This window comes from Kribbella sp. NPDC050470, assembly GCF_044458365.1.
Taxonomy (GTDB): domain Bacteria; phylum Actinomycetota; class Actinomycetes; order Propionibacteriales; family Kribbellaceae; genus Kribbella.
In genome coordinates, this window is the sequence record NZ_JBITHV010000014.1 from 186,190 (window position 1) to 199,333 (window position 13,144).

Below are 13,144 nucleotides of genomic sequence, written 5' to 3' on the forward strand. Positions count from 1 at the left end.
GGCATGGCCGCCACCATCGCAGGACCGCTGGATCCGTTGAGGGACGGGTTGGCGCGGATGATCATGACGAAGGTGGCCGGGCCGGACCCGGCCGCTGAGCGGAGCCGGGTGCACAACACACCCGGACCGCGCTGGTTCGAGCCGGACCGGCCGATCCGGCGGGTGCATGGCGATGCCGCGATGTTCGCCGGTGGGCTCCGCGCGTTGCTGCTGCAGTCGCTGCACCCACTGGCGATGGCCGCAGTGTCGGCACACTCCGGTTACCGAGGCGATCCGTGGGGACGGTTGCGCCGTACCAGCTACTTCCTGGCCATCACGACGTACGGCGCGGTCCCGGACGCCGAGGAGGCGATCGCGCGGGTCAAGGGTGTCCACGAACGGGTGCGGGGGACCAGTCCGGACGGTGTGAAGTACCGGGCGTCCGACCCGCACCTCCTGAAGTGGGTGCATGTCGCGGAGGTGGACAGCTTCCTGGCAGCTCACCAGACGTACGGCGTGCAGCCGCTCGACGCAGCTGAGCAAGACCTGTACGTCGAGGATGCGGCGCTGGTCGCACGCAAGCTCGGAGTGATCGACCCACCGACCACAGTGGCCGAGCTACGCGAACTGCTGGACGAGTACCGCCCGGAGCTGCGAGGCACCACCGAGGCCCGGCAGGCTGCCCGCTTCATGCTGATCCACCCGCCGGTTCCAATGGTCGCGCGACCGGCGTACGGCGTCCTCACCGCCGCCGCGGTCGGCCTGCTGCCGTGGTGGACGCGGTGGCCGCTGCGCCTGCCGTACCTGCCATTGGCCGAGGCAACCGTCGTCCGCGCGGCCGGCGAAGGGCTCACCCGGACGATTCGGTGGGCACTGACGTCGCCCATCCTGGGGAATATCGAGGCCTAGCGGCCGACTCGCCGGTAAGTTGTTCTCGTGCCGCTGCGTCCGCATCGATCACTCCCGTTGGCCACGCCGGCGGGAGTCGAGGTGCTGACCAGGATCCTGACCCAGGGACCGATCCCGCGAGTGGAGATCGCACGCCGGACCGGGCTGTCCCAGGCGGCCGTCACCAAGGCGGTCGCGCCGCTGATCGAGGCCGGGTTCGTCACCGACCAGCCCGCCACGCCGGCCGAGGCGGACAGCCAGCTCGGCATCGGCCGTCCGGTCAGCCCGCTGACCGTGATCCGCAACAGCGTCTCGGTGATCGGCCTCAAGGTCACCCCCACTGCGCTGATCGGCGTCACCACAGACTTCACCGCCGGGATCCTGACCGTGCAGCACCGGCCGCTGGACGACACCGCGCCGGACAGTGTGATCGAGCAGCTCGCGGAGCTGGCCAAGGAGCTGATGTCGGACGAGGTCGAGGCCGGTCCACTGATCGGGATCGGCGTGGCGGTGTCCGGCGACGTCGACGCGCGCCACGGCGTGGTCCGGCACTCGCCGCTGATGGGCTGGCGGGACGTCTCGGTCGCCGAACTCCTCTCCCAGCGGCTCAACGTGCCGATCCTTGTCACGAATGACGTCCGCGCGCTGACCGTGGCCGAGCAGTGGTTCGGAGTCGGGGTGGACGCCGACTCGTTCGCGGTCGTCACGATCGGGTCCGGGATCGGCTGCGGCCTCTACATCAACGGCGAGGTCGTGTCCGGGGCGTACGGCGTCTCCGGCGAGCTCGGCCACCTTCCGCTGGCCCCCGGTGAGCTGGTCTGCACCTGCGGGCGGCGGGGTTGTGTGGAGACGGTCGCGTCGTCGGACGCGATCCTGACCCGGACCCGGGAGACGACCGGCCGGCCGGACCTGGACCTGGCCGGGGCGATCAAGCTCGCACACGAGGGCGACGAGCACGCCCGGGAGGCCTTCGACCGGGCCGGCGAGGTGATCGGGTCGGCCGTGTCCGCGATGGTGAACCTGGTCGGGCCGGAGCTGGTGGTGATCGCCGGCGAGGGCGTCGCCGAGTACGACCTGTACGAGGAGCGGATGCGGCGGGCGTTCGCCGAGCACGCATTCGGCGCCGCCGGGGACTGCCGGCTGATGCTGCGCTCGCACACCTTCGACGACTGGGCCCGTGGCGCCGCGGCCACCGTGATCCGCTCCTACGTCCGCGGCGAGCCACCCCTGCAGCGCTGAGGGGTTGGGCCCGCGAGCGAGTGCACGGACCCAACCCCGTCGCGGGCGGTCAACTGCAGGCGGTCAACTACGGGCGGCGGCCAGGATCTTGCGCCAGACCTTCTTGTACGACTCCAGGCCGTCGGCCGCGAGCGGGCCGGTCGGGCCCGCGGTGATCGACACCCGCTCCGGGATCGTGCCCCAGACCGGGATGCCTTCCTCGGCGTACTGCCGCATCGCGTCCTGGTAGCTGCGGGTGTACGTCCGGGCCGAGCAGATCACCAGGCCGACCGGGATGTGGTCCGGAACCAGGTCCAGCACCGCCTTCACCCGGGGCGTCTCGACACCGCCGACGCGGGTCGGCAGCACCACGATCCGGGCCCGCTCGAGCGCCTTGTTCAGCAGTCGCTCGTGGGACGGCGGCATGTCCACGATGCCGATGCCCTCCGGCGGCACCTTGTCCAGGGCCTTGTTCAGCAGGCGCTCGGTCGGCGCCTCCGCGACCTCGACGCGGGACAGTTGACCGTCCTCCGAATCCGCGACCCAGTCGGCGGCGCTGCCCTGCGGATCGGCGTCGACCAGAGTGGATGTGCGACGGTTGGAAGATGCCAGCGCGGCCAAGTACACCGACGTGGTTGTCTTACCGACCCCGCCCTTCAGTGCAGCTGTCACGATGATCATGGGACCGACGCTACCTGGTTTTGTCCGAAATCCGGCGTGTCGTCGGCGTTGCTCCCGCAGATCGTGATAGTTGCCCGTGGCCCGTGTGAACAAGCTCAAGCGGCCTTCAGGCGTGAATCCTTTCGGCGCCGGCCCGCCTCTTACCCCCGTATCGACCACGACCTGGAGGTAGGAATGACCGTCGCGATCGTCTTGGCCATCGCTGCCGGAGTGGTGCTGCTCTGCACCTGCAGCTTCGTCGTACTGCGCCGCCGCGGGCGGGCCCGTGGCTGAACGGACCTGGCCCGACGACCGGCTGATCGTCGCCGCCCAGGACGGCGACGTCGACGCCCTCACCGCGTTGGTCGCCGGCTCGCACCCGACCGTACGGCGCTTTGCCCACTCGCTCTGCGCCACACCGGAGGACGCCGAGGACGCAGCGCAGGAGGCCCTGATCATCCTGTACCGCAAGGTCGGGATGCTGCGGGCCACCGGCGCGCTGACGTCGTGGATGTTCCGGATTGTCCGCAACGAATGCCTGCGCCGCGCCCGCAGGATGATGCGGGACCAGCCGCTGGCCCGGGACACCGTCACCGCATCGGCCGAGGACGAGGTGCTGCGCCAACTCGAAGCGGCCGAGGTGGCGGCGGCGATCGCCGGCTTGCCTCCGGATCAGCGCCACGTGCTGATCATGCGGGACGTTCAGGGCTACAGCGGACCGATGGTCGCCGACGCACTGGGCCTCAGCACGGCCGCGATGAAGTCACGTCTGCACCGCGCTCGCGCGGCGGTCCGGGAGACCTTGGGAGACAAGCGATGACCGACTTCGCCAGTACGTCGCTGCTCCGGCACTTGGCCCGTGGCGCGGTCGGTTTCGGCGGGCTGGTCAGTGCGTTCGCTCTCCTGCCCAGCATCGGACTCGTCAGCCTGCTGCTTCTGCCGGTCGGTGTCGTCGCGTTGCGCGGATGCCCGATGTGCTGGGCGATCGGCCTGGCCCAGACGATCTCGCGCGGCCGGCTCCAACGCAACTGCGACGACGGCCGATGCAGGCTGACCGTGTCATCAAAGTGACGGTTTGCGGATCACCTCGATCAGGGAGCTGAGGCCGTCCAGGCCGTGGCCGGCTGCGTCGGCGCGGGCGAACAGCGCGGCCACGGCGCGCGGTACGCCGGCGTCGAGGCCGAGTTCCTCGAACGCCTGCACGACATGCTCGGCGCCGACCGCTTGCATGTGCAGGTTGTTCTCCCCACCCGGGGACTCGCCCTTCTCGAGCTCCGCGGTTAGGATGCGGATGAAGCCCATCGGCCCGTCCTCGGCCAGGTCCCGCAGCATCGCCTCGGCGTACGGCCGGACCTGCTCGGCTCCACCGACCAGTGCGGTCGAGTAGAAATAGCTGATCAGCGTGCTCCAGAAGATGTTGAGCATGGCCTGGTAGTAGAGCATCGCCAGCCCGGGGTCGGTGCCCATGTGGTCGGCGCGCGCCAGCACCTCGAGCGTCTTCCGGTGCGCCTCGACCGCCTCCGGCGGACCGCTGTAGAACACGTACGCGCCCGGCTGGCCGATGCCCGGCGGCGGGACCATGATGCCGCCCGTCACCAGCGTGCCGCCGCGCTCGGCGACGGACTTGCTCGCCGACCGCAGCCGCTCCGGGCTGTCCGAGCTGAGGTTGACCAGCACCTTCCCGGTGAGGTCCACACCCTCCAGGGACTGGTCCATCGCGATGTAGTCGACCTGGCTGATCACCACCAGGTTGCTCGCGGCCACCGCTTCCGCCGCGGTCGCCGCCTCCACCGCACCGGCCGCGACGAGCTTGGCCGCCTTGCCCGCGCTCCGGTTCCAGACGGTGGTCGGGTGGCCGGCGGCGAGGAAGACCCCGGCCATGGTGGATCCCATCGCGCCGAGGCCGATCACTGTGACTGCTTCTCGAGAACTCATGCGCCGATCGTGCGAAATCGCGCTACGGGTTTACTACGGCTTATGTACTTCGGCGTGCTGGGACCTCTCGTGGTCAGGACGGATGCCGGTACGCCGGTCGCCGTACCCGACACCAAGGTCCGCACGCTGCTGCTCGACCTGCTGGCTCATCGCGGGCAGCCGGTGTCGGCGGACCGGCTGATCGAGGACCTCTGGGGCGACCGCCCGCCGCGCAACGCCACCGGGACGCTGCAGGCCCGGATCTCCCAGCTCCGGACGGCGCTCGACCGAGCCGAACCGGGGAGCCGCGCCCTCGTCGCCCACGGCCCGGCCGGCTACACCCTGACCGCGGAGGTTGTCGACAGCAACATCTTCGAGGAGCTCGTCGCCGCCGGCCGGCTCCGCGAGGCGCTCGACCTCTGGCGCGGGCCCGCGTACGCCGACGTGCCCGACCACGAGTTCGCCCGCGCAACACGCGACCGCCTGGAGGAGCTAGGCCTCGCCGCGACCGAGGACCTCCTGGAGCAGACCGGCGATCTCCCAGCGCTGACTGCGCTGGTACGCCGCCATCCACTCCGCGAGCGACTCCGCGCCATCCACCTACGGGCTCTCTACCGGGCTGGACGACAGGACGACGCACTGCGCTCTTACGCGGACCTGCGCGAGCAGCTAGCCGACGAACTCGGCGCCGATCCGGGACCCGAGCTGGTCGAACTGCACGCCGCGATCCTGCGCCACGACCCGTCCCTGCAACCGTCCGCGCTTCCCGCTCCGCTCAACGACCTGATCGGTCGCACTGACACCGTCGAGCACGCGACCGCACTGCTGCGGCAGCACCGCCTGCTCACCCTGGTGGGACCAGGTGGCGTGGGCAAGACCCGACTGGCTTTGGAACTGGGCCGGAGCCACCTAGGCGTGACGCGACTGGTGGAGCTGGCTCCGCTCCGGCAGGACGACGTACTGGATGCGCTGGCGACGGCAGTGGGTCTGCGGGACGAGTCGGACGACCTGCTGTCCCGTTTGATCGAGTCACTCGGCACAAGGCCGGTCCTGCTGCTTCTCGACAACTGCGAGCATCTGGACCTCGCGGACCTCGTGCAGCGGCTGCTGAGCGGCGTACCGGGTTTGCGCATCCTCGCGACCAGCCGGGAGCCGCTGGGTCTGCCCGGTGAGCGCGTGCTGGAGGTCGAGCCGCTCGAGCTGCGGTCGGCGGCCGACCTGTTCACTGTGCGCGCCGGGGTCGACGACTCGGAGGCGGTCAGAGCGATCTGCCGGCGGCTGGACGGCATACCGCTGGCGTTGGAGCTTGCGGCGACGCGCGTACGGGCGCTGGGTGTGCAGGGACTGGCGGACCGGCTGGACGACCGGTTCCGACTGCTGTCGGGTGGTCGCGGTGTTCCAGAGCGGCAACGGACGCTGCGGGCAACCATCGACTGGAGCTGGGAGCTGCTGGACGACGACGAGCGGGTCATGCTGCGCCGACTGGCCGTGCACGCCGGCACCTTCTCACTGGAGGCGGCTACCGAGGTCAGCCAGCGGGACGCACTGCTGCCTCTTGTCGACAAATCTCTAGTGGTCGCGAGTGGGGGTCGCTACCGCTTGCTGGAGTCCATCGCGGCCTACAGCTTCGAGCGACTTGCGGAAGCCGGTGAGGTTGAGGCGACCAGGCAACGTCATGCCGAGTACTACCTCGCGCTGGCCCAACGCGCCGAGTTGCGTGGACCAGAGCAACGCAGCTGGCTTCATCGCCTGGACCAGGAGGCGGCCAACTTCCGGGCCGCCCTGGAAGTAGCTCCGTCGCTGAAGCTGGTCAACGCACTCGCCTGGTACTGGTACCTCCGCGGCCGACTGGGTGAGGCAAGGCGGTCCATCGCGGCGGCCCTCGCCGTACCCGGTCAGGACCCGGCGGACCGGGCGACCGCGACGGTCTGGCAGGTCGGGATGACCGCGACCGATGCCAAGGGCTCCAATCTCGCCGCAGCCGCCGACGATGCGCTGGCGCTGGCCGGGAACGATCCGCACGCGCTGTGGTTCCTGACCACCACGCAGTGGGCGTACGGCGATGCCGCCGTACTGATGCAGCGGATCGACCAGGCGATCGAGGCGTTCACCGAGCAGGGCGACCGCTGGGGCCTGGCTGCTGCACTCAGCACGCGGGCGCAGCTCAACATCGTGCACGCGGATCTCGCTGCGATGGTGCGAGACGGTCGGCGCAGTCTGGAGCTCTTCGATGAGCTCGGCGATGCGTGGGGCCGCCTGCAGGCGACGTACTCGCTCATCGTGGCCGCGGAGATCAGCGGCGACTACCCGACGGCCGAGGGCTACCTGACGGACGCCGTGCAGCAGGCGGAGGAGCTCGGCCTGTGGACCGAGGTGTCGTTCCGGACCTCCGGGCTGGGCCGGATTGCCTACCTGACGGGCGACCACGACCGTGCCGACGCACTGCACGAGCGGGCGCGTCGGCTGGCGGTCGAGCAGTCCAACAGGTCGGCCGAGGAGTACGCCGAGGTCGGTCTCGGCCTGTCCGCCCGCCGCCAGGGCCGACTCGACGAGGCCGAGGCCCGCTTCACCAAGTGGCTCGACTGGCTCACCCAGGTCGGCGGCACCCCGGGCATCGCCTTCGTCCTCGCCCAACTCGGCTTCATCGCCGAACAACGCGGCGACTTCACGAAAGCACAAGCCCTCCACCAACGCGGCTACGAAGCGGCCGTCCAGGTCGGCGACGAGCGAGCAATCGCCCTCGCCCTCGAGGGCCTGGCAGGCGCGGCCGCCACTCCCGACCGCGCCCGACAACTCCTAGCCGAAGCCGAAGCCCTCCGCACCAAGGTAGGCACCCCCCTCCCACCCGCCGAACGCTTCGACATCGACCGCATCCGCCACAACCAGGGACTGTTGGGGTGATGGGGGGCTCAAGAGACTGCTTGGGGCGCACTGGGGCAAGATCGCCAGTCTGGCCTTGGGCCTCGGGCTGGTTGTCGGCGGTTCCTACTACCTCTGGGACCAATACCGATTCGGGCAGACAGCCGCACACGCCAACGGGACCATCGTTGAGGTGCTCTATGACCCGGACCATCCGCAGCGGGCGCAACTAGGCGTGACCGCATCGCTGGTGGTTGGCGGAGTGTTCACCACCATCGGGCTGCTCTTCGCCACCGGCGCCGTCTACAGCATCGTGCGAGCTGTATCGCGCAGGCGCGGTCAACGCGGGGGTTCGTAGTAGTACAAGCTGCTTGTGGCACAAACAGCTTGTACTACTACCCAGGTGTAGTTATTTCCCGAGCCAGGTGTCGACCTTGGACTGGTTTTCCTTGACCCACTTCTCGGCGGCGGCGTCGGGGGTCAGTTTGTCGACGGCGATCGAGCGGGCCACCGCGTTCTGGTCCTCGTTGGTCCACTGGAAGTTCTTCACCAGGTCGTACGCCGGGCTGCCCGAGTCGGCGAACTTCTTCGACACGACCTTGTCCAGGTCGTACGGCGGGTAGTCGCAGGCGACCTTGGCCGGGTCCGCGTCACACCCGGCCTTGTACGCGGGCAGGTCGACCTTGACCAGCTTCATCTCGTCGAAGAACCACTGCGGCTCGTAGAAGTAGGCGAGCAGCGGCTTCTTGTTCTTCTCGGCGTCCCGGAAGGCCTGGATCAGCGCGGTCTCGCTACCGCTCTGCACCACCTTGTAGTTCAGGTTCAGGTTCTTCACCAGCGCCTCGTCGTTGGTCACGTACGACGGGTCGCCGTCCAGCAACTGGCCCTTGCCGCCGGACTCCGAGGTCTTGAACAGGGCGGCGTACTTGTTCAGGTTCTGCCAGTCGGTGATGTCCGGGTGCTGCTGCGCCATCCACGGCGGCACGTACCAGCCGATCACGCCCTTGACCCCGGTGGAGCCGGCCTCGACCGCGACCTTCTGCTCCTCGATGTACTTCTTCTTCAGGTCCTCGTGACCCCAGTTCTCCACGACGGCGTCCACCTCGCCGGTGCCGAAGCCCTGCCAGGAGATCTCCTCCTTGAGGTTCTTCTTCACCACCTTGCAGCCGAGATCCTTGGTCGCGATGTAGGCGACCACGGCCGCGTTCGCCTCGTACCCGACCCACGGGCTGACGGCCAGGTTGAAAGTGCCGCACTCCTTCCCGTCGTCGGCGGCCGGCTGCTGCGAGCCGACCTTCTCGCCACCGCACCCGGCCAGCGCGAGTGCCACGGCCGTCAGAACGCCGGCGTACCGGAGCTTCTTCACCGCTTGTCTCCTCTTCTGTGGAAATTCTGGGTACGGCGAGCCGCCGCCTGCGTCACGCGGTCGAGCAGTACGCCGAGGAGGACGATAGCCACTCCGGCGGCCAGCCCCTTGCCGTACAGCTCGCTCTGCGCGAATCCGGCGGCCACGTCGTACCCGAGTGCACCCGCACCGACCAGGCCGCCGACGACCACCATCGACAGCACGTAGATCAGGCCCTGGTTGACCGCCAGCGTGATCGCGCGCCGGGCGACCGGCAGCTGCACCTTGCTGATCACCTGCCAGCTGCTCGACCCGACCGAGTTCGCCGCCTCCACGGTCGCCACCGGCACCGCCTTGATGCCATCAGCAACGATCTTGGTAGTGACTGGTACAGCGAACACGACGGCGGCCGCGATCGCGGTGAACCGGCTGGTGCCGAACAGCGCCAGGAACGGCACCAGGTACACGAACGGCGGCATCGTCTGCCCGGCGTCCAGCACCGGCCGGATCCACGTATCGACCCGATGGTTGCGCCCGGCCCACACACCGAGGGCGAGCCCGACCCCGACCACCACGACCGTCGCGAGCAGCGTCGACGCGAGCGTGACCATGCTGTCGTGCCAGACCCCGGTCGCGACCAGCAGCAACGAGCACACCGCGGCCGGGACTGCTCCGCGCCAGTGCCCGAGTACTGCGGCCAGCGCGACGACGAATGCGGCGACGAGCCACCAGGGCGAGCCGGTCAGCAACGCCTCCAGCGGGTTCAGCAATCCCGTCGTCACCGCGTCCCGGACGCCGTACGTGAAACCGCCGAAAGTGCCCTGCACCCAAGCGGTCACGTCCGAGGCGATCACCGCGATCCGCGAGCCGATGTTGACCGACGTCGGGAACTCGGCCGCCCACACGTAGGTCCGGGAGAACCAGATCGCGATCAGGACCCCGACCGCTCCCGCGCCGAGCAGGATCTTCCGGCGGATGCTCGCCGTACGCCACGGCCGGTCACCGGCCGCGGTGGTGACCCGGTCGAGCACGATCGCGAGCACGACGATCGCCAGGCCGGCGTTGAACGCGACTCCGACATCGAGCGTCTGCAGGGCCTTCAGGACCGTCTGGCCGAGGCCGGGCGCGTCGATCAACGCGGCCACAGTCACCATCGACAGGGCGGCCATGATGGTCTGGTTGATGCCGACGACGACCGTACTGCGGGACATCGGCAGCAGCACCTTGGTCAGCGTCTGGCCCCGGGTGGACCCGAGCGACCGGGACGCCTCGACGCTCTCCACGGGGACCGACCGGATCGCGTGCGCGGTCAGCCGGACCGCCGGCGGCGCCGCGTAGATCAGGGTCGCGATCGTGGCCGCGGCCGGGCCGATCGCGAAGAACAGCGTCAGCGGCGCGAGGTAGACGAACGTCGGCAGCGTCTGCATCAGGTCGAGGACGAGCGTGGCGACCTTGAAGGCGCGGTCCGACAATCCGGCCCAGATCCCCAGCGGAATCGCGATCAGCAGGGACAGCAGCACGGCCGCGATGGTCAGCGCGAGCGTGTCCATGCTCTCCTGCCACAGCCCCTGCAGCCCGACGAACACGAGCCCGCCGGCGGTCAGCAGCGCGACCTTCCAGTTGCCGAACGCCCACGCGAGGTACGCCGACACCGCGACCACCCCGAGCCAGCCGATGACCGGGACCGGCCGTCCGTACGACGCCTGCGACAGAACGTTCTGCAGCAGTACGACGAACTGGTCGACGACCACCCGGATCCCGTCGAAGACCGGGTTGCCCTGGCCGACGTCGTCACGGTGATCGGTCAGCCAGCGGTGGAACGCGGTCGTCTCCTGACCGCCGAGCGCGAGGGTGTCGATCCCGCGGAGCACGAAGTACGCCGCGACCCAGACGACGAGCAGGACACCGACAATCACGCTGCGGCGTGGTCGCCGTACCTCGATCTCGACCGACCCAGTGATCGAGGCCATCAGTTCGTGTCCGCGACGACCGCGAGGATTTCCTGGTCGCCGATCACACCGAGCAGCGTGCCGTTCGAGACCACCTTGACCGGGCGGTCCGCCTCCAGCACCAGCCGGGTCGCCTCCCGGACCAGCACGTCAGGTCCGAGCTCGGGTCCGTCCAGCGGCTCCTCGGGCCGCGGCGTGCGGGCGATCCAGCGCAGGGTCAGGACGTCGGCTCGCGGTACGTCACGGACGAAGTCGCGCACGTAGTCGTCGGCCGGCGCTCCGACGAGCTCGTCGCCGGTGCCGAGCTGGACCGCGCCACCGTCACGCATCAGCAGGATCTGGTCACCCAGCCGGAGCGCCTCGGACAGGTCGTGGGTGATGAACACCATCGTCTTGCCGACCTCGCGGTGCAGCCGGACGACCTCGTTCTGCATCTCGCGCCGGATCAGCGGGTCGAGTGCGGAGAACGGCTCGTCGAACAGCAGCACGTCCGGGTCGTTGGCGAGCGCGCGGGCCAGGCCGACGCGTTGCTGCATGCCGCCGGACAGTTGCTCCGGGTAGAGGTGCTCGTTGCCGGCCAAGCCGACCAGGTCGATCACTTCCTGGGCACGGCGGCGGCGATCGGGCTTGCTCTCGCCCCGGATCTCCAGGCCGTACGAGACGTTGTCGATCACCTTGCGGTGCGGGAGCAGGCCGAAGTGCTGGAACACCATCGAGAACTTGCTCCGGCGCAGCGCCCGCAGCCGCTTCTCGTCGGCCGCGCGCAGGTCCTCGCCCTCGAAGATCAGGCTGCCGGCGGTCGGTTCGATCAAACGCGTGAGACAGCGGACCAGGGTGGACTTGCCGGACCCGGACAGGCCCATCACGACGAACACCTCACCGGGCGCGACGTCGAAGCTGAGGTCGCGGACGGCCGCCGTACATCCGGTCCGGGTGTAGAGGGCGGCGCGGTCCAGGGCGGCGAGGTCGGGCCGGTGCGGCACCCGCTGCGCCTTCGGGCCGAACACCTTCCACAGCCCCTGGATCGACAACAGCGCGTTGCTGTCCTGCACCTCGGGATACTCGAGCTGAGCGGTCACAGGTTCACCCTCGCATCCCCGCAAGCGGAATCATCGTGAACCGCGACTGTATCCAACCCGCAGGCCCGTAGCGCTGTCGCGGGTGTCTGTTCCGTCAGCAAAGCACCCCTGGTCGGCGACACTGAAGCATCGGACCGAGGAGGGTACATGCCCGACGACGACCCAACGGCCCCAGCTCCACCGGCTGTGCGGGCGCAGATCCTGTCCACCGAGCACTGGAGTCTGCTGGCCACTCGCAGCCTGGCCTGGAGCGAGAGCTTCAGCCGCGCGAGCTGGTTCGTCACGGTGGTGTCGGCGGCGGTCGTAGCGCTGGCGCTGGTGGCGCAGAGCACCGACTTCGGCGTCGGCTTCCGGGTGTTCGCGCTGCTGATCGTCCCGTTGCTGGTGGTGATCGGGGTGGCCACGGTGATCCGGCTGGTGCAACTGAACAGCGAGGACGTCGAGTTGGTGGTCGGGATGAACAAGCTGCGGCGCGGCTACCTCGACATCGCACCGGAACTCGAGCCCTACTTCATCACCGGACACGGTGAGGACGTCGCCGGAATCATGCGGACGTACGGCGCCAAGCGGACCCGGATCCCGGCCACGCAGTACTTGTCGAGCATCGCGCTGCTCGTCAGCATGATCGTCGCGGCTCTGGTCGGCGCGCTGGCCGGCCTCGTCGCCGATGCGTTCGAGGCCGGTCTCGCGGTGTCCGTCGTGATCGGGATCGTCGCCGGCGTCGCCGCACTCGCGTCCATCGTCCTGCTCGTCGTCCACTCGGTCCGCCGGACCTGGGTCGGGCGGCCCTAGGGCTGGTACGGCGGAGCCTCGCCCCAACCCCAATGCGGCACCGGCGCTTGCGGCGGAGGTGTCGCGCCGGGCTGGGAGTTGGCGAGGGCGATCCGCGTGCCCCACTCGACGTACGCGACGAAGGCGGACCGGAACTCGGGGTCGTCGGGCAGACCGGCCGGGTCTGCGCTGGCGGCGATCAGCGCGGCCCAGCGGGAGCGCTGCTCCTCGGTGAGGCCGAGGTTGAGGTGGTGCTTCAGCATCGCCGGGTAGCCGCCGAGCTCGTCGGTGTAGCGGCTGTGCCCGCGGAACACCTCGCCGAGCCAGATCGCCACGTGCTCGCGATGGTTCTCACTCATGTGCGCGAACACCGGCGCGAGCAGCGGGTCGGCCAGGACCTTGTCGTAGAACACCTCGGTCAGGCGGCGCAAGGCCGCGTGCCCACCGGCCCACTCGTACAGCGTCGGAGTCGTCATGTAATG

General features: G+C 69.4%; 13 protein-coding genes. 7 read left to right on the forward strand and 6 right to left on the reverse strand.

Annotated elements, in window-relative coordinates; translation table 11 throughout:
• The first annotated feature begins 3 nt into the window (after positions 1-3).
• Positions 4-888, forward strand: coding sequence for an oxygenase MpaB family protein (locus ACIBGM_RS38070; RefSeq protein WP_360537686.1), 885 nt, complete (start codon positions 4-6; stop codon positions 886-888).
• 27 nt (positions 889-915) lie between these two features.
• Complete coding sequence (locus ACIBGM_RS38075) at positions 916-2,106, forward strand: ROK family transcriptional regulator (RefSeq protein ID WP_360537688.1); 1,191 nt, start codon at positions 916-918, stop codon at positions 2,104-2,106.
• A 63-nt stretch (positions 2,107-2,169) separates the two neighbouring features.
• Here the strand turns inward: ACIBGM_RS38075 and ACIBGM_RS38080 are convergent, their stop codons facing one another.
• Positions 2,170-2,766, reverse strand: coding sequence for a ParA family protein (locus tag ACIBGM_RS38080; protein ID WP_360537690.1), 597 nt, complete (start codon positions 2,764-2,766; stop codon positions 2,170-2,172).
• A 265-nt stretch (positions 2,767-3,031) separates the two neighbouring features.
• Here ACIBGM_RS38080 and ACIBGM_RS38085 point away from each other — a divergent pair, with 265 nt between their 5' ends.
• Together ACIBGM_RS38085 and ACIBGM_RS38090 are read left to right on the forward strand one after the other, a co-directional pair.
• Complete coding sequence (locus tag ACIBGM_RS38085) at positions 3,032-3,565, forward strand: sigma-70 family RNA polymerase sigma factor (protein ID WP_360537691.1); 534 nt, start codon at positions 3,032-3,034, stop codon at positions 3,563-3,565.
• Positions 3,562-3,816 carry a hypothetical protein gene (locus ACIBGM_RS38090; protein ID WP_360537693.1) on the forward strand — a complete coding sequence of 85 codons (255 nt, stop codon included), beginning with the start codon at positions 3,562-3,564 and terminating at the stop codon, positions 3,814-3,816. Before ACIBGM_RS38085 ends, ACIBGM_RS38090 begins: the two co-directional genes overlap by 4 nt.
• Here ACIBGM_RS38090 and ACIBGM_RS38095 read toward each other — a convergent pair.
• Positions 3,808-4,680, reverse strand: a complete 873-nt coding sequence (locus ACIBGM_RS38095) for an NAD(P)-dependent oxidoreductase (RefSeq protein WP_396388301.1) — start codon at positions 4,678-4,680, stop codon at positions 3,808-3,810. The genes ACIBGM_RS38090 and ACIBGM_RS38095 overlap by 9 nt on opposite strands.
• A gap of 69 nt (positions 4,681-4,749) precedes the next feature.
• On the opposite strand from ACIBGM_RS38095, the gene ACIBGM_RS38100 reads away from it, so the two are divergent.
• Together ACIBGM_RS38100 and ACIBGM_RS38105 are read left to right on the forward strand one after the other, a co-directional pair.
• Positions 4,750-7,560: a BTAD domain-containing putative transcriptional regulator gene (locus ACIBGM_RS38100; protein WP_360537697.1), complete on the forward strand. Its 2,811-nt coding sequence runs from the start codon at positions 4,750-4,752 to the stop codon at positions 7,558-7,560.
• A 151-nt stretch (positions 7,561-7,711) separates the two neighbouring features.
• Positions 7,712-7,876: a hypothetical protein gene (locus ACIBGM_RS38105; protein ID WP_360537699.1), complete on the forward strand. Its 165-nt coding sequence runs from the start codon at positions 7,712-7,714 to the stop codon at positions 7,874-7,876.
• 51 nt (positions 7,877-7,927) lie between these two features.
• On the opposite strand, the gene ACIBGM_RS38110 is transcribed toward ACIBGM_RS38105, so the two are convergent.
• The 3 genes from ACIBGM_RS38110 to ACIBGM_RS38120 are packed head-to-tail and all read right to left on the reverse strand — an operon-like array spanning position 7,928 to position 11,891.
• Positions 7,928-8,884 (reverse strand): ABC transporter substrate-binding protein, encoded by a 957-nt coding sequence (locus ACIBGM_RS38110; RefSeq protein WP_360537701.1) that lies wholly within the window; start codon positions 8,882-8,884, stop codon positions 7,928-7,930.
• Positions 8,881-10,833 carry an ABC transporter permease subunit gene (locus tag ACIBGM_RS38115; RefSeq protein ID WP_396388302.1) on the reverse strand — a complete coding sequence of 651 codons (1,953 nt, stop codon included), beginning with the start codon at positions 10,831-10,833 and terminating at the stop codon, positions 8,881-8,883. Before ACIBGM_RS38115 ends, ACIBGM_RS38110 begins: the two co-directional genes overlap by 4 nt.
• Positions 10,833-11,891 carry a glycine betaine/L-proline ABC transporter ATP-binding protein gene (locus ACIBGM_RS38120; RefSeq protein WP_360537705.1) on the reverse strand — a complete coding sequence of 353 codons (1,059 nt, stop codon included), beginning with the start codon at positions 11,889-11,891 and terminating at the stop codon, positions 10,833-10,835. Before ACIBGM_RS38120 ends, ACIBGM_RS38115 begins: the two co-directional genes overlap by 1 nt.
• Before the next feature lie 147 nt (positions 11,892-12,038).
• Between ACIBGM_RS38120 and ACIBGM_RS38125 the strand changes: the two genes are divergently transcribed.
• Positions 12,039-12,683, forward strand: a complete 645-nt coding sequence (locus ACIBGM_RS38125; RefSeq protein WP_360537707.1) for a hypothetical protein — start codon at positions 12,039-12,041, stop codon at positions 12,681-12,683.
• On the opposite strand, the gene ACIBGM_RS38130 is transcribed toward ACIBGM_RS38125, so the two are convergent.
• Complete coding sequence (locus tag ACIBGM_RS38130; protein ID WP_360537709.1) at positions 12,680-13,138, reverse strand: group II truncated hemoglobin; 459 nt, start codon at positions 13,136-13,138, stop codon at positions 12,680-12,682. The two genes, ACIBGM_RS38125 and ACIBGM_RS38130, sit on opposite strands and share 4 nt — an antisense overlap.
• Positions 13,139-13,144 lie beyond the last annotated feature (6 nt).